This window comes from Aeromonas sp. 3P (genome assembly GCF_051919745.1).
In the GTDB taxonomy this organism is placed as follows: Bacteria; Pseudomonadota; Gammaproteobacteria; order Enterobacterales; family Aeromonadaceae; genus Aeromonas; species Aeromonas veronii.
Genome location: NZ_JBQBED010000001.1, coordinates 4,033,159 through 4,059,911, shown reverse-complemented (window position 1 = coordinate 4,059,911; position 26,753 = coordinate 4,033,159). Strand labels below are relative to the sequence as shown.

The following is a 26,753-nucleotide window of genomic DNA, read 5'->3' as shown; positions in this document are numbered from 1 at the left end:
CAACAATCGACCTCACATTGAGCCGTTCTGCAATATTATTCTGCCCTGCTCTCGCTAAAGTGAACCCGTTACCACACAAGGAGTCACCCGATGAAATTGCTCAAACAGAGTGCCCTGTTGCCACTGCTCTGCCTGACGGCCATGCCAGCCTTTGCCATGACCCTGAAGAGCACGGACATTCACGAAGGCCAGCTGATGGACAAACAGTTCAGCTTCAACGGCTTTGGCTGCAGCGGCGACAACCACTCGCCCCAGCTGAGTTGGCAGGATCTGCCGGCAGGCACCAAGAGTGTTGCCATCACCGCCTATGACCCAGATGCCCCCACCGGCAGCGGTTGGTGGCACTGGCTGGTGGTTAACCTGCCTGCCACCCAGAGCGAACTGGCCAGCAATGCCTCCGGCAAGCTCAAGCAGGGATTGGAGATCCGCACCGACTTTGGCAGCCAGGGTTACGGCGGCCCCTGCCCGCCTGCTGGTCACGGCATGCACCGCTATCAGTTCACCGCCTGGGCCCTGCCCCATGATCTCGAGGTAAAGGCTGATACCCCGCCCGCTATGGTAGGCTACATGCTCAATAGCATGGCGCTCGGCAAGGCCACCCTGACCGCCACCTTCGTCACCCCCTAGGAGCCAACCGGATGAGCACTCCCCTGCTGCAACAGAGCCACTATCTCGGGATCCGCCAGCAGCCCCTGCATCGGGTGCTCATCTATGCCCCAACCCTCATCTGGGTCACCCAGGGGAGCAAACAACTGTGGTGGCGCGAGCGACGTCTGTCGTTTGACAGGGAGCGCTGGCTGCTGATCTCGGCAGGCCACCAGCTCACCTTCGTCAATCAGCCGGAGCAGGGCAAGTTTCGCTCCCACGCCATCACACTGCTCACCCCGCCGCCGCCAGAATGGCTGGCCGAGTCATCCTCTTCCCACGCCGATCTGGAGGAACCCGCCGTCAAGGTCACCCCCGGGCTCGCCTTCTGCTTTGAACTCATCAGCACCATGGCCGAACGGGGCCTGAGCGAGGCGACACAGGCCGAACTGCTGCGCGGCTTCTATGCCGAGCTGCGGGCCGCCAACGCCCTCGGGTTACTTTTTCCCGCCAGCACCATGACCCTCGCAGAGCGGTTGGCACGCTACCTGGCGGTGGAACCCGGCATCGACCACACCCTGGAGGCGGTGGCCCCCCACTTCTCCATGAGTCGCGCCTCCATGGTGCGCAAGCTGGCCACCGAAGGTCGCAGCTTTCGCCAGCTGCTGGCTCAGGTGCGCATGAGCCACGCCCTCAACCTGTTGCAACAGGGCCTAACCCCGCTGGAGGTCGCCCTCGCCTGCGGTTATGACTCCCCCAGCCGCTTTGCCGCCCGCTTCAAACAGGAGTTCGGCCTGACGCCCCACCAATACCTGCACACCTGTCCATCCACCCTGCTCAGTCACGCCAGATAGTCGATATGTAACTTCTCCGCAGAGAGTTGCTGCCAGCAGTTGTATATCCTTGGGCTGCGCAATGAATGGCAACATCCATAATGCAAAAGGCCTCCAGATGGAGGCCTTTCTGTTTTAACTCAAGTTGCACTTACACAATACCCGCCACGCGGCGGGTACGGGCTCGTCTTAGCCGGTCGTGAGCGGCAAAGAGAGCCGTTTGGCCAGTGCCTGGAAGTGCTGGCTCACCTCAGCCCCGAACAGGGGGTCGCCAATGGCGCGGTTCTGCCAGTTTTGCTCCAGATGACGCCAGTCATCCTCGGTCAGGGAGTCACGCAGATGGGGGAAGATCACCCCCTCTTCATAGTTCATGTGTGCCTCTTGCAGCTCCACGAAGCGCTCCAGCTTGGTGGTAAACTGATCGAGGGGGATCACCGCATCCATCAGGATCATCTCCACCATCTCCTTGAGATCGGCCCCGGCCTCCAGCAGCTTGACGTGCTCCTCCTGCAGGCGGTTGGCGACCTCACCCTCCACCACCCGATATTTCAGGTAGTAGTCATAGATGAGGTCTTCCTTGGGATGGTGGTACTTGTCAGAGACCTCCCGCAGGTAGTCGATGACATCGCGCACCAGAAAATAGCTGATGGGCTCTTCGGCACGAATGGCTGCCAGCTTGTGCTTGAGCAGCTCCAAAAGTCGGGCGATGTTGAGATGATCCTTGTGCAGACTGGATAACATGGGCACTCCTTGGCTCTGAATTAATCTTATGTCCCTGAGTATACGGTCATTTGTCGCCCGAACTTTGCACTCAATCAAGTGGGATGCAGACAGATTTCCACTCTATCGGACTCTTGCCCTGTTGTTCCAGCAAGCGATTGGTCTCGCTAAAGTGACCGCAACCGATGAAACCGCGGTGGGCAGAGAGAGGGCTCGGGTGCGGCGCGGTCAGCACATAGTGGCGCTGGCGATCGATGAAACGCCCCTTCTTCTGGGCGTGGGCGCCCCACAGCAGAAACACCACGCCCTGACAGCTAGCATTGATCTGCTCGATGACCCGATCGGTAAAGGTCTCCCATCCCAGATGGGCGTGGGAATGGGCCTGACCGGCTTGCACCGTCAGCACAGTGTTGAGCAGCAAGACACCCTGTTTGGCCCAGGATTCGAGAAAGCCGTGATTGGGTGTGACGAAACCTGGCAGGTCACGCTGCATCTCTTTATAGATGTTGACCAGTGAGGGAGGCGTACGCACGCCGGGCAGAACGGAGAAGCAGAGACCGTGCGCCTGATTGGGGCCGTGGTAGGGGTCCTGGCCCAGGATCACCACCTTGACCTGATCCAGCTCGGTCAGCTTGAAGGCATTGAACACATCGGTAGCTGGCGGGTAGATCACCTTGCCCGCTTCCCGCTCGGCTCTGACAGTTGCCAGCGTACTCTTGAAATAGTCCTGCTCTTTCTCAGAGCCAATCACATCACTCCAGGTCAGCACCCCGGCCTCCTCACTTGATACGGCGAAGGGCTCAGGATAGGGGGCCAGCCCGCAAGACGCAACCGTGGCTCACGCTTTCCAGAGCCTGGCGAGGCGCCCCGAGCGCTCCAGCTTGCGCAGCCCGCTATTGAACAGCAGCATCAGACGGCGCGCCTCGGGATCGGCCTTGCGCATCAGCAAGTATCCCGGTTGCGACCAGATGGGGTCGGCGGCACCGGTCAGTGACAGCGATTGGGGATGACGAACGAGTGCCTGCTGGAACAGAGTCTGTGCCACCTGCTCATCCATCACCAGATAGTGGATCCGCCCGTCGAGCAGCTTGCCCATGCTCTCCTCATCGGAATCTGACCACTCGAGGGTGAGCCCGGCTTGGCGAGCGGCAAAACCATCGCCATAGAAGTAGCCACGGGTCACCCCGACCGGCTCGTGTTTCAGCTCACCCAGATTGACCGCGGGCGTACCGGTCAGCGTCATCAGGCGAGTGGTGAAATGGCCGAGCGAGGCGGAGAGATAGAAAAGCTGCTCCCGCTCACGGGAGCGAAACCAGGGCATGGTGACCACATAGCGCCCCTCCAGAGTCAGTCGGTAAGCCTCGGCCCAGGAATAGAAGTGAAAGCTGACATCGAGCCCCTCTTCGGCAAAGGCCTGGCGCACCACCTCACAGAGAAAGCCCTGATTGGGCAACGACTCACTGATATAGGGCGGCCACTCGCCCACGGCAATACGCACCGTCTCGGCCCGTACCGCAACACTGCTTGCCCAGCAACAGAACAGGGCCAGCCATGCCCACTTTCGCCACCCATTATTCACCCGGCACTCTCCTCGCTTTTTTTGCTGAGTGTAGCCAACCCCTCAATTAACCTCAGAAAAAAGCCGAAAACATGTAGTTAAATTACTAGATTAGCGAGATAAAAGATGCATAATTTGGATATCTTACAAAATCAGAAAAATGACCTATTTTTGATTCAACTCAAGAATTTAATCCCATTGAAATGGCGCTTTGTCGGATTTTCTTGATCTAGATCAATTTTGGTAATATTACCACCGTGGTATATATGACCCCATCAAAGAAAAGGTGTAAGGCAAGGGCCCTTTAAGTCATCGCCATCGACGGTAGCTTAAATACATCAGGGTAATTTCCTTACAGTTGGATTCGCGTTCCCATTGAGGAGTCATACCATGATCAAAGGCATTCAAATCACCCAGGCCGCCAACACCGCTCTGCTGAACTCTTTCTGGCTGCTGGATGAAGAGAAGCAACAAGCTCGCTGCATCTGCGTCAAAGGCGATGCTTTCGCTGCCGATCAAGAAGTGCAACTGGCTGACCTGGGTCAGTTCGAATACCGCGAACTGCCGGTTCAGGCTGAGCCTGCTGTTGAAGGTGGCCAGCACCTGAACGTCAACGTGCTGCGTCGCGAAACTCTGGAAGATGCTATCGAAAACCCGGAGAAGTACCCGCAGCTGACCATCCGTGTATCTGGCTACGCAGTGCGTTTCAACGCCCTGACCCCGGAACAGCAGCGTGACGTGGTTACCCGTACTTTCACCCAGAGCCTGTAATCAGCGCCCTGCAGTGAAGAGCTGATACTCGCTGTATCGGCACAAAAAAACGGCCAATCGGCCGTTTTTTTATTGCCCCCGCACCAGCCAACGCGGCCGTGCGGGGGAAACAGCGCTTACGCCCTGTCCGCTTCCAGTTGCCCGACCTTGCCGCCGAGCACTGCATCCAATTTCTTCTCGTCCAGCTGCTTGCAGTATTTGGCGACCACCACGGTGGCAACCCCGTTACCGATCAGGTTGGTCAACGCCCGCGCTTCGGACATAAAGCGGTCGATCCCCAGGATCAGCGCCAAACCAGCCAGTGGCAGATGGCCCACCGCCGAAATGGTCGCTGCCAGCACGATAAAGCCACTACCAGTCACCCCCGCCGCCCCTTTCGAGGAGATCAGCAGTACCACCAGCAGGGTGATCTGTTGGAACAGATCCAGCGGCGTATTGGTAGCCTGGGCGATAAAAATCGCCGCCATGGTCAGATAGATGGAGGTGCCATCCAGGTTAAAGGAGTACCCGGTCGGAATGACCAGCCCCACCACCGATTTCTGGCAACCCAGCTTCTCCATCTTGTCCAGCATCCGCGGCAGTACCGACTCGGAAGAGGAGGTCCCCAGCACGATCAGCAGCTCCTCGCGAATGTAGGAGATGAAACGCAGGATGCTGAAGCCTGAGGCTTTAGCGATGCTGCCCAGCACAATGAAGATAAAGAAGAGGCAGGTGAGATAGAAGCAGGCAATAAGCTGGCCCAGCTGTACCAGTGAACCTACTCCATATTTGCCGATGGTAAATGCCATTGCCCCGAATGCACCGACCGGCGCCAGTCTCATTATCATATTGATAATGCCAAATATGACTTTGGAGAAACTGTCGATGACGCCAAAAAGGGTTGTCCCTTTTCACCGATATGATGCAGGGAGAAGCCGAACAGCACCGCAAACAGTAACACCTGCAAGATATTCCCGCTGGCAAAGGCACCGATCACACTGCCCGGAATAATATCCAGCAAAAAGGCGATAATGCCCTGGGACTTGGCCTGCTCCGCATAGGCGGAGATGGCGCTGGCATCCAGCGCAGCCGGATCGACGTTCATACCGGCCCCCGGTTGCAGCAGGTTGACCACACACAGCCCGATGATCAAGGCGATGGTGCTGACCACCTCGAAGTAGAGCAGAGCAATGGCGCCGGTCTTGCCGACCGCCTTCATGCTCTCCATCCCGGCAATGCCGGTAACCACGGTACAGAAAATAACGGGGGCGATGATCATCTTGATCAATTTGACGAAGCCATCACCGAGGGGCTTCATATCGGCGCCCAGTTCCGGATAGACATGCCCCAGAAATACCCCGAGGGTAATCGCGAGCAATACTTGAAAATAGAGGCTGCTAAATAGTTTCTTTCGCATTATTAACGTCCTGTTAATTTAATTGCACATTGTTATGGCAGCAATAAACATGCAGATAGCCGGACGAGATATCTGCGTACCTCACCCGATCCATGCTGTTTCTGCATTACTACGGTGACCACTTTACATGTAATGAAAAACAATTAAGAGACATTAATCACACAACAAAATTAACACCATTAACACCACGGCAACCGACAATTGTTTGCTCGTAGATTAATTTGAGTCTTCAACTAAATATGGCAGATATAAAAATACCCCGCATTGCGGGGCATTTTCATCAGGCATGACAGCGTCGGGATCAGGCCGAGGTATCGAGGGGTTCGAAGCCCTTGATCAGGTCATCGATGGCCTTCATCTGTTTGAGGAAGCCTTCCAGCTTCTCCAGCGGCAGGGCGCTCGGGCCATCGCAGCGGGCAATTTTCGGATCCGGGTGGGATTCGATAAAGAGACCGGCCAGACCGACCGCCATGCCGGCGCGCGCCAGCTCGGTCACCTGCTCGCGACGGCCACCGGAGGCGGCACCCAGCGGATCACGGCACTGCAGGGAGTGGGTCACGTCAAAGATCACCGGATAGCCACCGGTGCTCTTCTTCATCACCCCCAGACCCAGCATGTCCACCACCAGGTTGTCGTAGCCGAAATTGGCACCGCGCTCGCAGAGGATCAGCTGATCGTTGCCGCACTCCTCGAACTTGTCGGTGATGTTCTTCATCTGACTTGGGCTGAGGAACTGTGGCTTCTTGATGTTGATAACGTTGCCGGTGCGGGCCATGGCTTCCACCAGATCGGTCTGGCGTGCCAGGAACGCGGGCAGCTGGATAACGTCAACCACCTCGGCGACCGGCTTGGCCTGATGGGGTTCATGCAGATCGGAGATGACCGGCATGCCGAAGGTCGCTTTCAGCTCCTGGAAAATCTTCATCCCCTCTTCCAGACCCGGACCGCGGTAGGAGTGGATGGAGGAGCGGTTGGCCTTGTCCCAGCTCGCCTTGAAGACAAACGGGATGCCCAGCTTGCTGGTCACTTCCACGTACTTCTCGCACACCGCCATCGCCATGTCGCGGGATTCCAGCACGTTCATGCCGCCAAACAGCACGAACGGTTTGTCGTTGGCAACGTCGATCTGGTTGATCTTGATATTCTTCTGTTCCATCTAAGACATCCTTAATAAAAGGGCCTGAAGCCTAGGGAGGGTGAGAACAAGTACCCTCCACAACAAAACTGAAAATTTTAGTCGATTTAATTCAAATGCTTACAAAGGCGTATTTTTGTACTTGGTGACTTATTCGCACCTTCCCTAGTTAATCCGTTGCGACCGGACGCAGCGGCCTTGATATTCTTCTGTTTCAGTTTCAAGCCGCTCTTAATGGAGGGGCTTGGGGCTCAGATCCAGCGCGGCCAGCTGCACTTTCAGCACATCGGCCACCGGATCGTCCGGGCATTGTTCAATAAAATATTCAAAATCGTCGGCGGCCTGATGCGGGCAGTCGAGCTGCTCGTAGATAAAGCCGCGATCCCGCGTCTCCAGCGGATCGCCGGGCTTCATCCGCAGCAACAGCTCGCTGCAACGCAGCGCCTCGGGCATACGATCTTCCCGCAGCAGGGCCCCCTTGCTGACGTTGAGCAGCCGTTCGATGATCTCCCACTGGCCGGAGGGCTGCAGGTAGTCGGGGGTCAGGGTCGCCAAGTCCCCCAACGCACCGCGCAGCAGCAGCTCGATGCGGGCCAGGCTCAGCTCGTCGCCGGTAAAGGGGTCGACATAGACCTCCCCCTCGCCACCGGCAAAGCTCACCAGGAAGTGGCCGGGGAAGCAGATCCCCTCCACATCGAGCCCAAGCTTGCGCCCCAGCTGGATGATGAGAATGCCGAGGCTGACCGGGATCCCTTTGCGCTGAACCAGCACCTGATTGAGATCGCAGTTGTTGGCAGAGAAATAATCCTGCCAGTCGCCATGAAAACCGAGGCTGTGGTAGAAGCCTTGCAGCAACTGCTGGCGCACCTCGTCGCAGGTGCCCTCTTCGATCTGCTCATCCAGCCACTCGTCCAGCAGGTTCAACTCGCGGATCCCCTCCTCGACCGAGCCATAAATTTCGTCACTGACTGACAACGCCAGCTCGGTGATGTCGTGGGCTTCGAAATCGGTCCATTCGTCTATGTGTAACATTCTCTTCATGCCTTAGCCGAACACACTCGTCTGTTTGAGCACTGCCAACTTGGCAATAAAGTAGATCCAGCCGAGCGCCCCCAGAAAGGAGCACCAGCGCACCAGATTGCTTTTGGCCAACCGCAGCGCCATCGCCGCCAGAAATACCAGCACCAGAATGGCCATCAGCTTCTCGCTGAGCCAGGGCGTTCCGTTATTGAACGGGTTGAGATCCAGCACCATGCAGAGCAATACGCCGGAGAGCACCACCAGACCGTTGAGCCAGCCGCTGACCTTCATCACCGGCGCGCTGTAGGCACGGTCAGTAGCGGTCTGTACCCAGTAGAAGCGGAGCATAAACATCAGCACGGCCCCGGCAATCAGGGTGAGGTGCAGGTGTTTGAGCACAAAAACCATATTCAATCCTTGCATGGGGGCGCACAGGCAACCCGCCGTGTAACAGTAAGGGGCTGTCAGCGCAGCGGGCAGAGGCCCAGCGTCACCCTGTCGTTATCCCCGTAATCGCGCACCGTGGCTACCTCGCGGTAGCCGCCATCACGCAGCAACTGACGCACCGCCTCCCCTTGATCCCAGCCATGCTCCAGCAGCAACCAGCCGTCAAGCAGCAGATAAGCGGGAGCATGGGCCACGATGTGGCGGATATCGGCCAGCCCGGCGTCATCGGCAACCAGCGCCGAGCGGGGTTCAAAGCGCACGTCACCCTGCTCGAGATGGGGATCGGCGCCATCAATATAGGGGGGATTGGAGACAATCACCGCAAAACATGGCGTATTGTCGCGATCCGGCTCGCCAAGGGGCTCGAACCAGCTGCCGTCGCGCACCTCGATGGGCAATCCCAGCGCGGCGCTGTTCTCGCGGGCCAGCGCCGCAGCATCCGCCATCCGATCCACCGCCCACACATCGATTTCGGGCCGCTCGGACTTGAGCGCCAGCGCGATGGCGCCGGTGCCGGTGCCCAGATCCAGCACGGCGCACGGCCCCTGCGGGATTTTGGTCAACGCCTGCTCGACCAGCACCTCGGTATCGGGGCGCGGGATCAGGGTCGCCGGACTTACCTTGAGGGGCAGCGACCAGAACTCCCGCTCGCCCACCAGATGGGCGATGGGTTCGCCGTTGAGACGACGAGCCAGCCACCCCTGCAGGGTGGCCTGCTGGGCGGCATCCAGCTCACGCTCGGGCCAGGTCATCAGATAGCTGCGACGACACCCGAGCAGATGACAGAGCAGTACATCGGCATCGGCGCGGGGGGACTCCCCCTCAGCCAACACAGTCATGATATGGGCGCGGGCCTGCTGGATCTGCATCAGTGCCACTCCACCTTATGGGCAGAACACTTAATGCGAGCTTGCCAGATCACCATTTGCATCAGTTGTTCTCGGCCAGCGAGGCGAGCTGATCGGCCTGATACTCCTGCACCAGCGGAGTGATAACGCAGCCCAGATCCCCTTCCAAAATTTCGGAGAGGCGATAGAGGGTCAGGTTGATGCGGTGCTCGGAGAGGCGGCCCTGCGGGTAGTTGTAGGTACGGATGCGCTCGGAGCGATCGCCGGAGCCCACCAGATTGCGGCGGGTGCTCTGCTCGGCGGCGCGGTGACGCTCATCCTCGGCCGCTTGCAGGCGGGCGGAGAGCACCGACATCGCCTTGGCGCGGTTCTTGTGCTGGGAGCGCTCGTCCTGACACTCCACCACCAGACCGGTCGGCAGGTGGGTGATGCGGATGGCCGAGTCGGTCTTGTTGACGTGCTGACCACCGGCACCGGAGGCGCGGAAGGTGTCGATCTTCAAGTCGGAAGGGTTGATCTCGATCTGCTCGGCTTCCGGCACTTCCGGCAGCACGGCGACGGTACAGGCGGAGGTGTGCACGCGGCCCTGAGATTCGGTCTCCGGCACCCGCTGTACCCGGTGACCACCGGATTCAAACTTGAGGCGGCCATAGACGCGCTCGCCGTCGATCTTGGCGATCACCTCCTTGTAGCCACCGTATTCACCGTCGTTGCAGCTGACGATGGAGACGCGCCAGCCCTGACGCTCGGCAAACCGTGAATACATACGGAACAGGTCACCGGCAAAGATGGCCGCTTCGTCGCCACCGGCACCGGCACGGATCTCCAGATAGCAGTTGTTGTCATCCTTGGGATCCTTGGGCAGCAACATCAGTTGCAGCTCCTGCTCCAGCGCCTCCAGATTGGCCTTGGCGAGCGGCAGCTCCTCCTGCGCCATCTCGCGCAGGTCGGCATCCTCCTCCTCCAGCATCATCTGGGTGGTCTCCAGATCATCCTGAGCCTGACGGTAACGCTGAAAGGCGTGAACGATATCTTCCAGCTGGGCATATTCGCGGGTCAGGGCGCGGTAGCGATCCTGATCCGAGACCACATCCGGCTCGCCGAGCATGGCCTGTACTTCTTCGTGGCGCTCGATGAGGCCTTCCAGCTTTCTGATCAGTGACGGATTCATAACTCTTGCATTCTCAATGGAGGACGGGACAACCGGCAGGTTGCCCGAAAATTATGGCTCTTGTGACAACCCCAGCGCCTGCCGCAAGCGGGAGAGCTCGCTCTGATCCCCCTGGGAGGCAGCCTGGCGCAACGCCTGGGTCGGCGCGTGGATCAATTTGTTGGTGAGGCGATGGGCCATCGCCTTGAGCGCCTGTTCGGCACTCTCGCCCTGCGCCAATGCCAGCAGGGCCCGTTGCAACTCTTCATCAGCCACTTGCTGGGACTGATGGCGGTAATCGCGAATGAGGTCGACCGAGCTCTGGCCGCGATACCAGCCCATAAACTCGTCGCGCTCCTCCTGCACGATCACTTCCGCCTGGGCGGCAGCCCGTTTACGGGTTTCGAGGTTCTGCTCGATGATCCCCTGCAAATCATCCACCGTGTAGAGATAGGCATCGGAGAGCTCATCGACTTCGGCTTCGATGTCGCGCGGCACGGCAATATCCACCAGAAACATGGGTTTGAAGCGGCGGGCCTTCAGCGCGCGCTCCACCATCCCCTTGCCGATGATGGGCAGTGGGCTGGCGGTCGAGCTGATGACAATATCCGCCTCGTGCAGATAGTCGGGGATCTCTTCGAGCGTCATCACCTGGGCGCCGAATTCGGCTGCCAGAGTCTGGGCGCGCTGCAGGGTGCGGTTGGCCACCATCATCTTGGTGACGTTCTGCTCGCGCAGATGACGGGCCACCAGTTCGATGGTCTCCCCCGCCCCGACCAGCAATACCTTGGTCTGGGAGAGATCGGAGAAGATCCGCCGACCCAGGCTGACGGCGGCAAAGGCCACCGACACGGCACTGGCGCCAATCTCGGTATCTGTGCGCACTCTTTTCGCCACCGAGAAGGATTTCTGGAACAACCGCTCCAGCGCCCCCTTCAACGACTCCGCCTGCTGGGCGTGGGCATAGGATTGCTTGATCTGCCCCAGGATCTGCGGCTCCCCCAACACCAGCGAGTCGAGCCCGCACGCCACCCGCATCAGGTGGCGCACCGCCTCTTCATCGTGATGCTGATAGATGGCGGTGACCAGTTCGGCCGCGTCCAGCCCGTGGAACTGCTGCAACCAGCGAAGCACTTGCTCCTGCCGCTGCTCCTCCAGATTGCAATAGAGTTCGGTCCGGTTGCAGGTAGAGACGATCACCGCCTCGCTGACACCGGGTTGGCTCACCAGCTCACGCAAGGCGCGATCGATGCAGTCCGGGCCAAAGGCGACCCGTTCCCGCAAGGCGACACTGGCGGTGTTGTGGTTGATTCCGAGGGCAAGCAAACTCATGAGTGGGCGACGATCATTTCATACGCTGGGTGCAAAGGCTGCCAATTGTACGAGAAAGGGTAAGTCTTTAAAAGCAATACGGCCGCCCCGTATACTGTGGCAAATTCCTCTCTCTGGAGCCGTCTCTTGCTGCTACGTATTTTTACCCTCACCTGCCTGCTGTTGCTGGCCGGTTGTGCCACCACCCAGCCCCAGCGTGACCAGGTGAACTGGAACCAGGAGCGGACCCGTCTCGAGCAGCTGACCCACTGGCAGCTATCCGGCAAGATGGCCATCATCACGCCACAGCAAAAGGGCAGCGCCCGTCTCAACTGGCAGCAAGATGGGGAGGATTATCGCCTCAACCTCACCAGCCTGATTGGCACCAGCATTCTGGAGCTCTCCCGCAGCAAGGGGGAGATCACCCTGCTCGACAGCGACGGCAATCGCCACCAGAGCCAGGATGCCGAAGCACTCATCTATCAACTGACCGGCTGGAATATTCCGGTTGCTGGGTTGCCAGAGTGGATCAAGGGGCTGCCGGGTCAGGCGGAGTTTGAACTCAACCCCGACAGCAGTCTGGCCAGCGTGCGCGACGGCCAGTGGCAGATCGTCTATGGCGATTATCGGGATCAGGATGGCTACCGCCTGCCGCACCAGCTGACCATGACCGGCCAGAACAGCCGCCTCAAGCTTCAGATCAACCAATGGACTCTTGCACGTTAATGGCTTCCACACGCTGGCCGGCACCGGCCAAACTCAACCTGTTTCTACACGTCAATGGCCGTCGTCCCGATGGCTATCACGAGCTGCAGACCCTGTTTATCTTCCTCAACCACAGCGACTGGCTCGAGTTCGAGGTGATACCGAATAGCGACACACTCACCCTGAGCCCGGCCATTCCCGGGGTGCCGGATGAGCAGAATCTGATTATTCGGGCGGCACGGCTGCTGCAAACAACCCTGCCGAGCCCGCAAGGTGCCCATATCCGGCTGGAGAAGGTGCTGCCCATGGGCGGCGGCATTGGCGGCGGTTCGTCCGATGCAGCGACCACGCTGGTAGCGCTTAACCACCTCTGGCAAGCGGGTTTGAGTGAAGATGAACTGGCAGCGCTTGGCGTCCAGCTGGGGGCCGATGTGCCGGTGTTTGTCCGTGGCAAGGCGGCCTTTGCCGAAGGAGTGGGTGAGCGGCTGCAACCGGTCGAACTGCCCGATGCCTGGTATCTGGTGCTCAAGCCCGATTGCCATGTGGCGACCGCGGCCGTATTCCAGGATCCGGAGCTGCCGAGAGCCACGCCGAAAATGTCGCTGGACAACCTGCTGGAAGGCGAGTGGAAAAACGATTGCGAATCACTGGTGAAAAAGCGCCACCCCGAGGTTGCCAATGCGCTCGGCTGGTTGCTAGAATACGCGCCGTCAAGAATGACGGGCACAGGAGCCTGCGTCTTTGCTCAATTTGAAGACGAAGTGACTGCTCGGGAAGTGTTGGCCTGCGTGCCGAAGGGACTTGATGGGTTTGTCGCCAAGGGCGAGAACATATCACCTCTCTTCTCCACATTGCAACAGTTCAAATGATTGGGGTATCGCCAAGCGGTAAGGCAGCGGGTTTTGATCTCGCCATTCCTAGGTTCGAATCCTAGTACCCCAGCCAATTTTACCGAACGGTATTGATGATGATTAACGTGGCCGGTTTTGCACTCGGCCACGGATTCGGGTTACCGGTATCATCACATTCATTGGGCAGCAGACACCTTGTACGTTATCTTGATAAATCGTTTGCCCCAAAACGATAGGGTCTGATTTCAGACTCCCCCACATACTGGATGCAACCCCGAGGTTTCAAACCGTGCCTGACATGAAGCTGTTTGCTGGTAACGCAACGCCGGAACTAGCCCAGAAGATCGCAGATCGCCTGTTTATCAAACTCGGCAATGCTGCCGTAGGTCGCTTTAGCGACGGCGAGATCAGCGTACAGATCAATGAGAATGTACGTGGTGGCGATATCTTCATCATTCAATCCACCTGTGCCCCGACCAACGACAATTTGATGGAATTGATCGTCATGGTGGATGCTCTGCGTCGTGCTTCAGCTGGCCGTATCACTGCCGTTATCCCCTACTTTGGTTATGCCCGTCAGGACCGCCGAGTCCGCTCCGCCCGTGTACCCATCACCGCCAAGGTTGTCGCTGACTTCCTCTCCAGCGTCGGTGTGGATCGCGTGCTGACCGTTGACCTGCATGCCGAGCAAATTCAAGGTTTCTTCGACGTTCCGGTAGACAACGTGTTCGGTAGCCCGGTGCTGCTGGAAGACATGAAGTCCAAGAACCTCGAGTCTCCTGTCGTTGTCTCCCCGGACATCGGTGGCGTCGTGCGTGCCCGCGCCATCGCCAAGCTGCTGGATGACACCGACATCGCCATCATCGACAAGCGCCGTCCCCGCCCGAACGTCTCCCAGGTCATGCACCTGATCGGTGACGTTGCCGGCCGCGACTGCATCATCGTTGATGACATGATCGACACCGGCGGCACCCTGTGCAAAGCCGCAGAGGCCCTGAAAGAGCGCGGTGCCAAGCGTGTATTCGCTTACGCCACTCACCCGGTCTTCTCCGGTTCCGCCGTCGAGAACATCAAGAACTCCGTGATCGATGAACTGATCATCACCGACTCCATCCCGCTCACTGCGGAGATGAAAGCGGTAGGCAAGGTCAAGCAGCTGACTCTGTCAACTGTACTGGCCGAAGCCATTCGTCGCATCAGCAACGAAGAGTCCATCTCTGCCATGTTTGAGCATTGATAGATTCAGCAATAACGAAAACCGCCATCAGGCGGTTTTCGTCTTTCTGGACCTTCTCTTTCCAACTTTCTGCTATCTGGTACGACCCTGCCCCCGGCAGGCTTAAGGATTTACCCATGAATTGCTTGCGTCCCCTCCTGCTCGCGACCCTCACCTCCGCCCTGTTCGCCTGTCAGCCCGTCAAAGAGAACCCGCCCTTTGTGCTGACCCTGGCGCACATGAACGACACCCACTCCCAGTTTGATCCGGTCAATGCCGAGATCAAAGGGCAGATCTTTGCCCCGCAGGGGGAGACGGACACCCTCTATACCCGCTTCGGCGGTTATCCACGCCTGCTGACCATGGCGAAAGCCTATCAGGCCGATGCGCTGGCCAAGAACCAGCCCTTGCTGCTGCTGCACGGCGGCGATGCCTGGCAAGGCAGCGGCTACTTCAAACTCAACGAGGGGATGGCCAACGCCGAGTTGCTCAACCAGTTCGGCCTCGATGCCATGGCGCTGGGCAACCACGAGTTCGATCTGGATAACCAGAAGCTGGCCCGCTTCATCGAGGGGGTCAACTTCCCGGTGCTGGCCGCAAACCTCGACACCAAGGCCGATCCGGCCCTCAGCAAGGCTGACAACCTCAAGCCCTTCGTGGTCTATGCCTTTGACGGCAACCAGAAGAGTCCGGTCACCGATCTCGACAACCTGCCGCAAGGCAAGCAACTGGTCGCTGTCATCGGTCTGGTGCTGGAAGACATGGGCAATATCGCCCCCAACGTCGGCAAGCTGCGCTTTGGCAAGGAGGTCGCCTCGGCTCAGGCCACGGTCGACATGCTGCAAGCCAAGGGGATCCACCAGATCGTGGCGCTGACCCACATCGGCAACGAGCGGGATCTGGCACTGGCGGCCAAGGTAAACGGCCTCGATGCCATCGTCGGCGGCCACTCCCACAGCCTGCTCGGCGATTTTCGCAATATCGGCTGGGGCAAGACCGGCGATTACGCCAAGCTGGTGACCAATCCGGATGGCATCGGCAAAACCTGCGTGGTGCAGGCGGGCTCCTACGCCCAGGCCATCGGTCTGGCACAGGTGACCTTTGACAGCCAGGGTCAGGTGACCGACTGCCAGGGCCACAACAGCCTGCTGGCCAGCCGCGACTTCTTCGCCGATGCGGCGCGCAAGCAGGCGCTCGACGACGCCCGTAGCAAAGAGGCAAGCCAGTTTGTCGACAACCAGCCCAATCTGGTGACCGTGGATGAAGATCCGCGCCTGCGCGGCATCATCGACAGCCACTACAAACCGGCACTGGAGCAAGCCTACGGCCCGGTGATCGGCACCATCCCCGAGCAGCTGCAAAATGCCCGTCGTCCCGGTGACAACTGCAGCGACAGCCACGGCTCAGATGTAGCGCCGCTGGTTGCCGAAGGGGAGTTCTACTGGGCCAATACCCCAGCAGTGCAAGCTCTGACCGGTGGCCCGGTCGATTTTTCTCTGGTGGCGGTTGGGGGCGTGCGCGCCGACCTGCCTGCTGGCGAATGGCGTGAGGGGGATAGTGCCCTCACCCTGCTGCCGTTCAAGAACCAGCTCTCGGTGCTGACCCTGACTGGCGCCGAGGTACGCGCTCTTTTGACCGAGACCATCACCGCCACCCTGCCCGCCAGCGCCCATGCCGGCAAGTTCCCCTATGGCGGCCACCTGCGTTACACCTTCCAGGAGACCGACGCAGGCAAAGCGGGCACCCTGACCCAATTGCAGCGCAAGACCGCAAGCGGCGAGTGGCAAGATCTGGTGGATAGTCAGCGCTATCGAGTGGTGATGAACGCCTACAGCGCCAACGGCAACGATGGCTGGCAGGCGCTGGCCAATGCCCAGCGCCACCGGAGCGAACGGGTCGACATCGCCAGCATCAACGGCAAGCTGACCGCCTTCCCGGTGCTGAAGGTGGCACAAAACGGTGAACTGCTGAGCGCCGTCTATGCCCCGGGCCAGGCCCTCGATTGCAAAGCCAGCGGCGTGGATTGCGGCACCGATGCAGCGTCTTTCGTGGAGTATGTGCGCGATGCCCGTCCCACCCTGACCGCACTGGATGAAGAGACCGTCACACTGCTGCGTACCAAATAACGACGGTAGTCAACCGGGCACAATCCATCGGTAAACTGAAACGGGCCTCTTGCAAGAGGCCCGTTTGCCCACAGTTAGCCACCCATTGGCCGCAATAATGCTTCAAATCCCGCCATAACATGCGCATTGGTTGAGTGATCGCCACTCGGCGGCTAGAATATTGCGTCCTATTGCCCTGGGTAGTGTGCCCACGGCAGCTGCGAGTGAAGACATCAAGCGTGACAAGCGAAATCAAACTGATCGTCGGACTGGGCAACCCCGGCCCGGAATATGCCAAGACCCGCCACAATGCGGGCGCCTGGTATGTGGAGCAACTGGCCCGCTGGCACAATGTCAGCCTGCGTGAAGAACCCAAGTTCTTCGGCCATACTGCCCGCATCCTGGTCGAGGGGCAGGATGTGCGGCTGCTCATCCCGAACACCTATATGAACCTCTCTGGCAAGGCTGTGGCCGCACTGGCGCGTTTTTATCAGATTGAGCCGGAAGCGATTCTGGTGGCCCATGATGAACTGGATCTGCCGCCGGGCATCGCCAAGTTCAAGCAGGGTGGTGGTCACGGTGGCCATAACGGCCTCAAGGACATCATCGCCAAGATGGGCAACAACAATAACTTCTTCCGGCTGCGTCTCGGGATCGGCCATCCCGGCAGCAAAGAGCAGGTGGCTGGCTTCGTCCTGACCAAGGCTCCCAGCAGTGAACAGAACCTGATCGACGCCGCGCTGGACGAGTCTCTGCGCGCCACCGACATCCTGTTCAAACAAGATATGACCAAGGCCATGAATCGCTTGCACAGCTTCAAGGCAGAAAAGGGTTAGGTCGGTTTGACCCTGTACGGGCATTGTGCCGGTACATGAGCAACGACCAGAACAAGCATGACATGGGCCGCCTGCGGGCGACCCCCAACAGCATCCATCAAGTAAGGTAACAATCCATGGGTTTTAAATGCGGTATCGTGGGCCTGCCCAATGTAGGCAAATCCACCCTGTTCAACGCGCTGACCAAGGCCGGTATCGAAGCCGCCAACTTCCCGTTCTGCACCATCGAGCCGAACACAGGTGTGGTGCCGATGCCGGACCCCCGCCTCGATCAGCTGGCTGCCATCATCAATCCGCAGCGCGTTGTGCCGACCACCATGGAATTTGTGGACATCGCCGGTCTGGTTGCCGGTGCCTCCAAGGGTGAAGGTCTGGGTAACCAATTCCTGGCCAACATCCGTGAAACCGAAGCGATCGGCCACGTTGTGCGCTGCTTCGACGACGAGAACATCATTCACGTTGCGGGCAAGGTCTCCCCGGCTGACGATATCGAAGTGATCAACACCGAGCTGGCCCTGTCGGATCTGGACGCCTGCGAGCGCGCCATTCACCGTCAGTCCAAGCGTGCCAAAGGCGGCGACAAGGATGCCAAGCTGGAAGTGGAAACCCTGGAGAAGATCAAGGTCGCGCTGGAAAACGGCCAGATGATCCGCGGCATGAAGCTGGATAAAGAAGAGCTGGCCGCCGTGAGCTACCTCAACTTCCTGACCCTGAAACCCACCATGTATATCGCCAACGTGGCGGAAGATGGCTTCGAGAACAATCCCTATCTGGACAAGGTGCGTGAAATCGCCGCCGCCGAGAACGCGGTCGTGGTCGTGGTCTGCTGCGCCATCGAAGCCGACATCGCCGAACTGGACGATGAAGATCGCGCCGAGTTCATGGCAGACCTGGGCATCGAAGAGCCGGGCCTGAACCGCGTTATCCGCTCCGGCTACCAGCTGCTCAACCTGCAGACCTACTTCACCGCCGGTGTGAAAGAGGTACGCGCCTGGACTATTCCGGTCGGTGCCACTGCCCCGCAAGCGGCTGGCAAGATCCACACTGACTTTGAAAAAGGCTTTATTCGCGCCCAAACCATCGCCTTTGAAGACTTTATCAACTACAAGGGTGAGCAAGGCGCCAAGGAAGCGGGCAAGATGCGCGCTGAAGGGAAAGATTACATCGTCAAAGATGGCGATATCATGAACTTCCTATTCAACGTGTAATTAATTTTTTTTCTTACAAATCAAATGCTTGTGTATTATTGGCGCAGCAATAAATGAACCGAGTACACATTTGCGTACACACTGCGCAGTGCTAGGTTAAATCATTGCTCTCATAAAAAGGCCCATCTGTTGTCAGATGGGCCTTTCTCCATCCCTATGCTCCCCCTCCAAATGCCTTATCAATTTCTTCCATACTCCGAACCCAAAAGAACGCACTTCATACCAAATACGAAACACTATCGAAATGAATCCTATTCAATAAACTTTCAAACCTATATCACCCCCATGAGTTAGCAGGCTGAATGTCTGCATTTCACTATTCCTGGAGGAGATATGGCTCACATGATCGACACCATGGCCTACACCGGCCAAACCCCTTGGCATGGCCTTGGCAATGTCTTGCCCCCGCAACAATCTCTCGATATCTGGCTGAAGGCAGCCGGGATGGATTGGACCATCGAGCAGAGTGACGTAATGTTTAACGTCGCCTCCGATGCACTACATATCCGCCCCTACAGCGACAGCAAGGTACTTTATCGCTCCGATACCCTCACCCCTCTGTCGGTGGTCTCAAGCCGCTACAACGTGGTACAGCCTCACGAGGTGCTGCACTTCTATCAAGACTTGGTGCAAGCTGGTGGCTTTGAGCTGGAGACTGCAGGCTCGCTTAAAGGCGGCCGCAAGCTGTGGGCACTGGCCAAAACCGGTCAGGATCTAAAACTCAAGGGCAATGACTTGGTAAAATCCTATCTGCTGCTGGCGACTAGCTGCGACGGCACGCTCTGCACCACGGCGCAGTTCACCTCGCTGCGGGTGGTATGCAACAACACCCTGCAGATGGCACTGCGCGGCGCTACCGGCGCCATCAAGGTGCCCCACTCTACTCAGTTCGATGCAGCTGCCGTCAAAGAGTCGCTTGGGCTCGGGCTCTCTCATTGGGATGAATTCAAGACACAGACCAAGGCGCTGGCACAGCGGCCAGTCACCCCCGAAGAGGCACTGCGCTTTTTCAGCGACCTGTTGGCGCAACCGCTGGATGAGGAGAACATCATCCTCACCAAGCCGGTACAACGGCTGCATGAGCTCTATCAGGGCGCAGGCATGGGCTCAGAACTTGCCAGTTCCCGCAATACCGCCTGGGGGCTGGTCAATGCGGTCACCGAATACGTGGATCACCACCGCCGTGCTCGCAGCCAGGATCACCGGCTCGATTCCGCCTGGTTTGGTCAGGGCGCCCAACTCAAATCCCAAGCCTTGAATCAAGCTCTCACCCTGCTGCAGTAATTCCGTTTCCCCATTCAAACCGCATAACGACCTCACCCGGACTGGTGCAAGCCAATCCGGGCGTAGCCATTTATGCCGTCAACAAGGAGTCGTCATGAAAGCAAAAGCCAAATATGGCCAAGCCCTGCGGCTGGCCTCCACTACCCAATTAACCCGCGAGCAGTGGCTTGCTATCCGCAAACTCGGCATTGGCTCCTCCGATGCTGCCGTGGCTGTGGGGCTATCTCCCTACAAATGCCCGCTCAGCCTGTGGCTGGAAAAAACCGGTCGCAAGGAGTCGGAAGATATCTCCCACAAGGAAGCGGTGCTGTGGGGCATTGAGCTGGAGCCGGTGTTGGCGCAGGTCTATGCCAAACGCACTGGCTACAAGGTGCGACGGGTCAATGCGGTACTGCAACACCCCGAGCATCCTTTCATGCTCGCCAACCTCGACCGGGAGGTGGTCGGCCATCCCGATGGGCCGGGCATTCTGGAGATCAAGACCGCCAGCTATCACAGCGCCCCCCAGTGGGAGGAAGGGGTGCCGGTGGCTTACCAGTGTCAGGTACTCCATCAACTGGCCGTCACCGGCCATGCCTGGGCCGAAGTGGCAGTGCTGATCGGCGGCCAGGATTTTCGGATTTATCGCATCGAGCGCGATGAGGAGAAGATCCAGGATCTCACCGAGCGGGAAGCGCAGTTCTGGCAGATGGTACAACAAGACCAGCAGCCCGAGCCTGATGGCTCCCGCGATGCCGCCAATGCCCTGAGTTGGCTCTTTCCCCGCGATGATGGTCAGACGCTGGATCTCTCGGATTCTCCCGAGTTCAACCAGCTGTTTGGGGAGCTACTGCGCTTACGTCAGCAAAAGGAAGCTGTCGAGCAACAAGAGTCACAACTCAAGCAGCGGCTGCAAGCCACTTTGGGTGAAGCGACAGCCGGGTTGTTTGCCGACGGCAAGATCACCTGGAAGCGCAGTAAAGACCGGCTAGCACCGGATCTGGATAAGCTCGGTCAGGATCATCCCGACCTGCTCACCCATTACGTCAAACCGGTGCCCGGCGTGCGCCGTTTCACCATTCAACCCTTGAGGCAAACACCATGATCAAAGGACTGGCGATCACCCCGCCCGTGATCGGGCGGATCTGCATCGGCAAGCTGGTGCAAAAACAGGATAAATGGGTACCGGAGAAGGACGACAGCTTCACCCTCACCACCCAGGTACAACAAAAAGGGGGATGGTTACTCCATCCCCTGCATCAACACTACTCATCGCAAAAGAGTGGCCAAGGGCAGGAACAAACCAAGATCCGCGCCATTCCGGTGCGGGTGCTGTTCAACGATAGCGACTTGAATCTACGGGCGGAATACAGCGCGTTTGACCGGCAAACCGGCAGGCCGCTCTGTGTCGGGAATGGGGAGGTGGCAAGACGTGTGGGGGCACAAGGCATGGAGGAGGTCAGCTGCCCTGGACCTGAGCGCTGCGCCTTTGCAGGCCAACAGGGTTGCAAGCTGTACGGACGACTGAACCTGTTTGTGGAGGGGCAAGGGGATGAGTTGGGTAGCTTTATCTTCCGCACCACCGGCTACAACTCGGTGCGCACTCTGGCTGCTCGGCTGAAGTACCTGGAGGCTTTGAGCGGGGGCCATACCCGCTATCTGCCGCTCACCCTACGGTTGCGGGCCAAGAGCACGGCGCAATCCTACCGCACACCGGTCTACTACGTGGATTTGACCTTGCGGGAAGAGACCAACCTGACCGAGGCAGTCAGACAGGCACAGGAGGCCGCCCAGCGTGACCAAGAGGCTGGCCTTGCCATCGACCAGATGGAGCAGGCTGCTCGTGATTTGCTGCGTAACGGCCAGTTTGAGGATATCGATGAAGAGGTGCCGATGCTGCTGGAGGAGTTCTATCCCGAAGCCTGCAGCGACGAGACGGCGAATAGTCACGCTGGTACGGAGGCGACTACCTCCCTTAACGCCCCTCAAAGCCAAGCAACCAGAACGCCACCGAAGCCGCAACCAAGAAGGAGCCCGCTCACCAATAAATTGGGGAAAGGGAACCCGCTCCCTCCCCAGTGAATGGTGGATGCTCAGCGGGGACGCGCCAACCGCTCCACCAACCGTTCTACCGTTTCCAGCAACAGGGTCCGGTCAGCAGCATCAAGCCGGGCCAGTTGCTGGCTCAGCACAATGCCCTGCTCGGTGGGCCGGTTACTGGTCTCACGCAGAAAATCCGCCAGCTCACAACCAAACAGTTGAGCGAGCTCCGCCAGCCGCACCACGGTTGGCACCACGATCCCCCGCTCCATTCGTGAGACGGCTTCCATCCCGATACTGAGGTGTTCCGCCACCAGCTCTTGCGTGAATCCGGCTTGGGTGCGCTTGTGGCTAATCGCCTTGCCGACTCTCTTGGCTAACAGCTCAAGGTTGATATCTGTCATGGGTCCTCCAGTCAACGTCATGGTTGACCATGGACCCATTGACGATAAGGACTCAAAAGATAAACTAACGATTCAATGAGTCCACTCAACAGCAATTTTGCAGATTTGACAGAGATGTGAGGCCCTCGGCCAATAAATCATCGTGACCAACTCGCAACAGGTGGGCTCCATAAGACGCTTTCACTACACAACCAAGGAAACAAAACATGGAAAGACTGACTTATGAAGACCTGGATACTGACAAGCTGGCCTCACTGATCCGTGCACGAAAATCTTTCGAAGTCGTGGGGCTGTCGGGGCGAATGAGCGCCGCTGTCACAAAACTTGAAAACACCATCGAACCTGCCGGGTTGAAATGTCGGGTCTATACCAAGGGCCGGATCGCCGCTGCAGGAGCCAGCATCTTTGGCGGTATTACCGGTCTGGCCGGGATCGCATCAGCCGTCACCATCGCGGCACATAATCTCGCCACTTACAATCCAGACTATGAAATCGTCAAGCACTTGGTGGATAACTCCCTCAGCGTGCTTTACCAAAAATAACCATTCTAATGGCTCATCTAAATCCTTGAGCCTTCAGGAGTCACAGGGATGAACAAACTCTTCATTACCTCAACAGCACTGCTGCTGTGCGGCAACGCCCTGGCCTATGGTGAGGCCGGGCGCTGGAGCAGTGGCTGGGGTCAGGGTACCAGCGAATACACGGCGGTGGTCAACGAGCAGAACCATCTCTATATCGCCTGTAATGACACCCGCAAAGTCAGCATGACGGCCACGGTACAGGGCAAGGAGTACGGCTCTTATGCTGGGCAGGCTTTCACCATCATCGTCGATGGCAGCCAATACGATGCGCCCTATGAGACCGAGTCCCGTGTCGGTGAGAACAACTTCTTCGACATGTGGGGCAAGCTGCGCAAGGCCAAGTCGATCCGCATTTTGACGGCTGACGGCAAGCAGCTGGCACTGCCGACCCAAGAGGTAGCCTCTGTACTGCCCGCTACCAATACCCCCGAGTTTGACTGCTTGATGTGGGACCAATAGGTCACACTCATTCCCATCCAAGAGGAGGCATTTGCCTCCTCTTTTTATTTCTGCAATTCACCCACCCGTGAAGGAGACGCACTATGCCCCCCTGCATTCCCCCTGAATGCGAGCCGTTCGATCACACAGGCTTTTGGCACAAACTCTGGGCCTTTGCCAAACGTGCCGGTCGGCCCTTTATCGAGACCAGCCTGTTGCTCTACTACACCAGCCAGAAGGATGATCTGCCGCTTTGGGCCAAACTGCTGATCTACAGTGCACTGGCCTACTTTATATCGCCCATTGATGCGATCCCGGATGTGTTGCCGATGGGACTCGCCGATGACATCGCGGTACTGAGTGCAGCTCTCGCCAGCATTGTCGCCTTTATTGATGAACAGATCCGTGCCCGTGTGGCCAGAAAAATGCGCGAGCTGTTCGGCCAAGATTAACCCCCACAAGGAGTACACCATGACCATTCCCTTTTTCCGGGACGGCTTTGCCCTGCCCGTTGCACAAGCATTGCTGGTTCAGCTTAACCAAGAAGTTGCTAAAACCGAGCTCAATCTTGAGCGCTTAACCCAACTGACTTTCAACTTTCGTAACCCCGGCTACAGTGCCGAGCAAGGCGGCGTGCACCCAGTCGAGATCCGCCTGATCCGTGGGCTCGATGGCTGGCTGTTCGATTACGTCACCGATTTCAGTTATCAGGGGCTGGGCTCGGATGCCGAGCTCAGCAAGGAGCTCGATTTCAACTTCCTCGATGGGGAACACACCATGCTGGGCTGGGGGCCTCTGCGGCTGGCCGAAGCGCGGGAATTGTTCAACATCTGGCAAAGCAACTTCATTGCCTACTACCGGTTGGAATGCTTCAGCGTCACCGTCACAGGAGATTAGGAGGACACCATGAGCCAAGAATTAGCGCTCTCCCACTACTCACGTCAGTGGTTGGGACACGTAGCGACCAGCGCCAAGCTAACCCCCACCTGCAGTGGTCAGCGCTGGTTGCTACATCTGACCCCGGATAGTCCACACATCCGCACAGTCACCCTGCAAGTGCGCTGGTCTGGGGCGCAGTGGCAATTGCTCTCCCTCAGCAATGCCGAGGACTGGCACACAATGAGCCAAACGGTGGATGAGATCTGCATTGACCCCAAACGTCGCTGTTTCTGGCGCAGTCAAGCAGGCCCCGTGCCACTCACCGAGCAACCCCGCGTGCTGGCCAGCTTCTTGGCTGACCTGCAGCGCATCTGCATCCATCGCGGCTATGCCGTGGCGAGTGACCCTATCCCCAACCAGGAGGCAGAAGATGATTAGTGCTGTGCTTGCTATTGAGCTGGAGGCTTATCGTGAGTGCCATGGCCAAATTGAAGTGGTGCATGACCGAGGCGCACAGGTAGACGGTTATGCCCTCTACCTGCGCTATGAAAACGAACGGGGTGACAGACTGGCGCAATGGCTGTGCGACCACCCGGATCACTGCTGGCTGACACGGGTAGGTAACTTGCTCTCCACCAGTTACCACGTTCCGCTACACGACTACACCCAGCACACACTGGTGGCCTGAACACTTCCAGCCAAGTCAGCGCTCACATTCCATTCAGTAACCCATTAACCAACCACCTCGCCAACCCTGCTGCGTCTGACGCGGTGGGGCGATGGCGTATGGAGTACCATCATGCTGCATCACAAACTGATCGCCGGGGAGATCCCCGGCACCTATCTCGTCACTGAGTTGATTAACGAAGAGGAGCTGTTGACTATCGCCAACCAGATCGCCCGTCAGAAACTGGCCAAGGGAGAAGCTATTACCGACAAACACTTGGCACAGCATGCACTACAAACCCTGTTGCAGAGCAGAGAGCACGAAGTATTTGCCATGCTGTTCTTGGATAACCAGCATCGGATCTTGGCATATGAGGAGCTGTTTCGCGGTACGCTAAGCAGTGCCTCCGTCTACCCACGGGAAGTAGTGAAACGTGCGTTGGCGCTTAATGCTGCTGCCCTGATGCTGGTGCATAACCACCCGTCGGGATACCCAGAACCCAGCCGGGCAGATATCGAAATAACCCACCGATTGCAGACCGCGCTAGAGCTGGTCGATATCCGGCTCCTGGATCATCTGGTGGTTGCCACAGAGGGGATTGTATCGCTAGCCGAGAGAGGGTACTTGGGTTGAGCACTCCCGCTGTGGTTCAATCACCATTTTTGCTAGACTCTGCACTTTAATTTTCTCCAAAAAATCCGATGATGAAACTCTTAAACACCTACGATGACAAAGATGAAGCCGAAGAAGCGCTGACCAAACTCCTTGGTGAAAAACGCCTAGCCAGTGAACGAGATAGCACCGTGGTGGTCTATAACCTATTTGGCGAGCCTACCTGGGGCAACTTCCATCGTCTTGGCATGTTCAATTTGCCGGAGCTACAGACGATGTTGGAGCAGCGCAAATCTGGGCATGTTATTGATCAAGCCCGGCACAGCGAAATTTTGAGTATGCTACGCTATGCAGCGAAGTCTTTTGATATCACGCTTCCCGCTCATTGGCTATAAATTAACGCCGGAATATCCGGCGTTAATTTATAGCCCACTTTAAATAGATGTTGCTATTAATCGTTTCACTTATATGAAAATAATCGCATCATTAGCCTGATGATGGACATCTAGGCGAAAATTTGATGTTAAGCGATTCTCATTGAAGTTAATATAAAAAGGAAACCAAGCCGGGTCATTACTAATAGCAGAAAGACTTTTACTTGAGTTTCCTTCTGCTCTCACAGACACTTCCGCCAACCAAGACTTTACATCATCATGAGCGATTGAAATGGGCTTTCGTAACTGATATACACCTTGCTTGGGATTAGACAATAACTCCAAATTGATCAATGTCCTAACAACAAATTGAATACAACGCTTAATAGTTGATGTATCGCCATAGACTTCGGTTATACGCTGCTCCAGCTGCTTGTAGATAAATAAGCCTTCATGCTTAGCCATTTTTCCAATTTGTGCCGTAACATTATAAAAAAATGGATACTTAACCAGCATCATTCCCCAATGAATCGCAATATTTACCTCACTGTATTCAATAAGCAGTCTACAAGCATCGGCATGAAATGCTTTGGGTACGGAATTTGATTCTGAATCCCAAATTCCAAAGAGCAGGTTTCTAGTCTTATCTTGGGCAACTTTGCTATCAAAGCTGGGCGCAAGTAATACATCAATTTTATTTTTTAATGCTTGGCCGTGAACCCCATTTGCTGACCAAGATGCGGTTTGAACTAGCCAGTCCATCTCTAAATGCCGATTAAATCCAATAGCTGGTTTCATAA

The 26,753-nt window shown here is 57.5% G+C and carries 30 protein-coding genes, 1 tRNA gene and 2 pseudogenes; 21 read left to right on the top strand and 12 right to left on the bottom strand.

Translation table 11 applies throughout. The annotated features are described in order from the left end of the window. The first annotated feature begins 90 nt into the window (after window positions 1-90). Both ACTG19_RS18870 and ACTG19_RS18865 read left to right on the top strand, forming a co-directional pair. On the top strand, window positions 91-627 hold the full coding sequence (locus tag ACTG19_RS18870) for a YbhB/YbcL family Raf kinase inhibitor-like protein (RefSeq protein WP_005353872.1): 537 nt from the start codon (window positions 91-93) through the stop codon (window positions 625-627). A gap of 11 nt (window positions 628-638) precedes the next feature. Beyond that, a complete protein-coding gene (locus ACTG19_RS18865) occupies window positions 639-1,439 on the top strand; it encodes a helix-turn-helix transcriptional regulator (RefSeq protein ID WP_113739731.1) in 801 nt (266 codons plus the stop codon). A 168-nt stretch (window positions 1,440-1,607) separates the two neighbouring features. Here ACTG19_RS18865 and ACTG19_RS18860 read toward each other — a convergent pair whose 3' ends face one another. The 3 genes from ACTG19_RS18860 to ACTG19_RS18850 form a co-directional block, all read right to left on the bottom strand. Continuing rightward, entirely contained in the window at window positions 1,608-2,159 is a 552-nt protein-coding gene (locus ACTG19_RS18860; RefSeq protein WP_005353878.1) for a hemerythrin domain-containing protein, read from the bottom strand. A 70-nt stretch (window positions 2,160-2,229) separates the two neighbouring features. Beyond that, window positions 2,230-2,907, bottom strand: a complete 678-nt coding sequence (gene ung / locus ACTG19_RS18855; RefSeq protein WP_005353881.1) for a uracil-DNA glycosylase — start codon at window positions 2,905-2,907, stop codon at window positions 2,230-2,232. 69 nt (window positions 2,908-2,976) lie between these two features. After that, complete coding sequence (locus ACTG19_RS18850) at window positions 2,977-3,717, bottom strand: substrate-binding periplasmic protein (RefSeq protein WP_236360757.1); 741 nt, start codon at window positions 3,715-3,717, stop codon at window positions 2,977-2,979. Between the two features lie 369 nt (window positions 3,718-4,086). Between ACTG19_RS18850 and grcA the strand changes: the two genes are divergently transcribed. Then, window positions 4,087-4,467: an autonomous glycyl radical cofactor GrcA gene (gene grcA / locus ACTG19_RS18845; protein WP_005334936.1), complete on the top strand. Its 381-nt coding sequence runs from the start codon at window positions 4,087-4,089 to the stop codon at window positions 4,465-4,467. Between the two features lie 116 nt (window positions 4,468-4,583). On the opposite strand, the pseudogene ACTG19_RS18840 reads toward grcA, so the two are convergent. The 7 genes and pseudogenes from ACTG19_RS18840 to hemA all read right to left on the bottom strand — a co-directional run bounded on the left by ACTG19_RS18840 (window position 4,584) and on the right by hemA (window position 11,795). Next, window positions 4,584-5,863 (bottom strand): annotated as a pseudogene (locus ACTG19_RS18840) (dicarboxylate/amino acid:cation symporter). 301 nt (window positions 5,864-6,164) lie between these two features. Continuing rightward, window positions 6,165-7,019 carry a 3-deoxy-8-phosphooctulonate synthase gene (gene kdsA / locus ACTG19_RS18835; RefSeq protein ID WP_005334937.1) on the bottom strand — a complete coding sequence of 285 codons (855 nt, stop codon included), beginning with the start codon at window positions 7,017-7,019 and terminating at the stop codon, window positions 6,165-6,167. Between the two features lie 210 nt (window positions 7,020-7,229). Further along, window positions 7,230-8,030 (bottom strand): SirB1 family protein, encoded by an 801-nt coding sequence (locus ACTG19_RS18830; RefSeq protein ID WP_429221207.1) that lies wholly within the window; start codon window positions 8,028-8,030, stop codon window positions 7,230-7,232. A 12-nt stretch (window positions 8,031-8,042) separates the two neighbouring features. After that, window positions 8,043-8,426 (bottom strand): SirB2 family protein, encoded by a 384-nt coding sequence (locus ACTG19_RS18825; RefSeq protein WP_429221208.1) that lies wholly within the window; start codon window positions 8,424-8,426, stop codon window positions 8,043-8,045. Window positions 8,427-8,482: 56 nt separating this feature from the next. Continuing rightward, window positions 8,483-9,334, bottom strand: coding sequence for a peptide chain release factor N(5)-glutamine methyltransferase (gene prmC, locus ACTG19_RS18820; RefSeq protein ID WP_429221209.1), 852 nt, complete (start codon window positions 9,332-9,334; stop codon window positions 8,483-8,485). Window positions 9,335-9,395: 61 nt separating this feature from the next. Continuing rightward, window positions 9,396-10,484, bottom strand: a complete 1,089-nt coding sequence (gene prfA, locus ACTG19_RS18815; RefSeq protein ID WP_439989405.1) for a peptide chain release factor 1 — start codon at window positions 10,482-10,484, stop codon at window positions 9,396-9,398. Between the two features lie 51 nt (window positions 10,485-10,535). Next, on the bottom strand, window positions 10,536-11,795 hold the full coding sequence (hemA, locus tag ACTG19_RS18810) for a glutamyl-tRNA reductase (protein WP_113739726.1): 1,260 nt from the start codon (window positions 11,793-11,795) through the stop codon (window positions 10,536-10,538). Window positions 11,796-11,921: 126 nt separating this feature from the next. On the opposite strand from hemA, the gene lolB reads away from it, so the two are divergent. From lolB to ACTG19_RS18760, 10 genes and pseudogenes are all read left to right on the top strand, one after another. After that, on the top strand, window positions 11,922-12,500 hold the full coding sequence (gene lolB / locus ACTG19_RS18805; RefSeq protein ID WP_005353907.1) for a lipoprotein insertase outer membrane protein LolB: 579 nt from the start codon (window positions 11,922-11,924) through the stop codon (window positions 12,498-12,500). Beyond that, a pseudogene (gene ispE / locus ACTG19_RS18800) lies at window positions 12,500-13,370 on the top strand (4-(cytidine 5'-diphospho)-2-C-methyl-D-erythritol kinase). Before lolB ends, ispE begins: the two are co-directional and overlap by 1 nt. Then, window positions 13,350-13,424, top strand: a tRNA-Gln gene (locus ACTG19_RS18795). The pseudogene ispE and the gene ACTG19_RS18795 overlap by 21 nt, the downstream one beginning before the upstream one ends. Window positions 13,425-13,619: 195 nt before the next feature. Further along, entirely contained in the window at window positions 13,620-14,567 is a 948-nt protein-coding gene (locus ACTG19_RS18790; protein WP_005343846.1) for a ribose-phosphate pyrophosphokinase, read from the top strand. Between the two features lie 116 nt (window positions 14,568-14,683). Continuing rightward, window positions 14,684-16,672, top strand: coding sequence for a bifunctional metallophosphatase/5'-nucleotidase (locus ACTG19_RS18785; RefSeq protein ID WP_113739725.1), 1,989 nt, complete (start codon window positions 14,684-14,686; stop codon window positions 16,670-16,672). 218 nt (window positions 16,673-16,890) lie between these two features. After that, window positions 16,891-17,487: an aminoacyl-tRNA hydrolase gene (gene pth, locus ACTG19_RS18780; RefSeq protein WP_058059203.1), complete on the top strand. Its 597-nt coding sequence runs from the start codon at window positions 16,891-16,893 to the stop codon at window positions 17,485-17,487. A 116-nt stretch (window positions 17,488-17,603) separates the two neighbouring features. Then, window positions 17,604-18,695 (top strand): redox-regulated ATPase YchF, encoded by a 1,092-nt coding sequence (ychF, locus tag ACTG19_RS18775; RefSeq protein ID WP_139440410.1) that lies wholly within the window; start codon window positions 17,604-17,606, stop codon window positions 18,693-18,695. A gap of 333 nt (window positions 18,696-19,028) precedes the next feature. Further along, complete coding sequence (locus ACTG19_RS18770; RefSeq protein WP_439989404.1) at window positions 19,029-19,979, top strand: DUF932 domain-containing protein; 951 nt, start codon at window positions 19,029-19,031, stop codon at window positions 19,977-19,979. A 94-nt stretch (window positions 19,980-20,073) separates the two neighbouring features. Next, entirely contained in the window at window positions 20,074-21,063 is a 990-nt protein-coding gene (locus ACTG19_RS18765; RefSeq protein ID WP_339581713.1) for a YqaJ viral recombinase family nuclease, read from the top strand. Then, complete coding sequence (locus ACTG19_RS18760) at window positions 21,060-22,040, top strand: recombination directionality factor (protein ID WP_270659848.1); 981 nt, start codon at window positions 21,060-21,062, stop codon at window positions 22,038-22,040. The genes ACTG19_RS18765 and ACTG19_RS18760 overlap by 4 nt, the downstream gene beginning before the upstream one ends. 11 nt (window positions 22,041-22,051) lie before the next feature. Here ACTG19_RS18760 and ACTG19_RS18755 read toward each other — a convergent pair whose 3' ends face one another. Continuing rightward, window positions 22,052-22,402: a helix-turn-helix domain-containing protein gene (locus tag ACTG19_RS18755; protein WP_339581712.1), complete on the bottom strand. Its 351-nt coding sequence runs from the start codon at window positions 22,400-22,402 to the stop codon at window positions 22,052-22,054. Between the two features lie 206 nt (window positions 22,403-22,608). Here ACTG19_RS18755 and ACTG19_RS18750 point away from each other — a divergent pair, with 206 nt between their 5' ends. From ACTG19_RS18750 to ACTG19_RS18715, 8 genes are all read left to right on the top strand, one after another. Next, window positions 22,609-22,944 (top strand): hypothetical protein, encoded by a 336-nt coding sequence (locus tag ACTG19_RS18750; RefSeq protein WP_010634549.1) that lies wholly within the window; start codon window positions 22,609-22,611, stop codon window positions 22,942-22,944. Window positions 22,945-22,992: 48 nt separating this feature from the next. Beyond that, a complete protein-coding gene (locus tag ACTG19_RS18745; protein ID WP_215805210.1) occupies window positions 22,993-23,442 on the top strand; it encodes a hypothetical protein in 450 nt (149 codons plus the stop codon). An 83-nt stretch (window positions 23,443-23,525) separates the two neighbouring features. Beyond that, complete coding sequence (locus tag ACTG19_RS18740) at window positions 23,526-23,873, top strand: YkvA family protein (RefSeq protein WP_270659854.1); 348 nt, start codon at window positions 23,526-23,528, stop codon at window positions 23,871-23,873. A 19-nt stretch (window positions 23,874-23,892) separates the two neighbouring features. Continuing rightward, the gene (locus tag ACTG19_RS18735; protein WP_339581711.1) at window positions 23,893-24,318 is read left to right on the top strand and encodes a DUF2787 domain-containing protein; all 426 of its coding nucleotides are present in this window, start codon (window positions 23,893-23,895) and stop codon (window positions 24,316-24,318) included. A gap of 9 nt (window positions 24,319-24,327) precedes the next feature. After that, window positions 24,328-24,738 (top strand): hypothetical protein, encoded by a 411-nt coding sequence (locus tag ACTG19_RS18730; protein WP_160882160.1) that lies wholly within the window; start codon window positions 24,328-24,330, stop codon window positions 24,736-24,738. Further along, a complete protein-coding gene (locus ACTG19_RS18725; RefSeq protein WP_439989403.1) occupies window positions 24,731-24,988 on the top strand; it encodes a hypothetical protein in 258 nt (85 codons plus the stop codon). Before ACTG19_RS18730 ends, ACTG19_RS18725 begins: the two co-directional genes overlap by 8 nt. Before the next feature lie 111 nt (window positions 24,989-25,099). Then, window positions 25,100-25,600: a RadC family protein gene (gene radC, locus ACTG19_RS18720; protein WP_156852395.1), complete on the top strand. Its 501-nt coding sequence runs from the start codon at window positions 25,100-25,102 to the stop codon at window positions 25,598-25,600. Between the two features lie 68 nt (window positions 25,601-25,668). Further along, complete coding sequence (locus tag ACTG19_RS18715) at window positions 25,669-25,974, top strand: hypothetical protein (RefSeq protein WP_339581709.1); 306 nt, start codon at window positions 25,669-25,671, stop codon at window positions 25,972-25,974. 69 nt (window positions 25,975-26,043) lie between these two features. Here the strand turns inward: ACTG19_RS18715 and ACTG19_RS18710 are convergent, their stop codons facing one another. Next, entirely contained in the window at window positions 26,044-26,751 is a 708-nt protein-coding gene (locus ACTG19_RS18710) for a hypothetical protein (protein WP_335815395.1), read from the bottom strand. Window positions 26,752-26,753 lie beyond the last annotated feature (2 nt).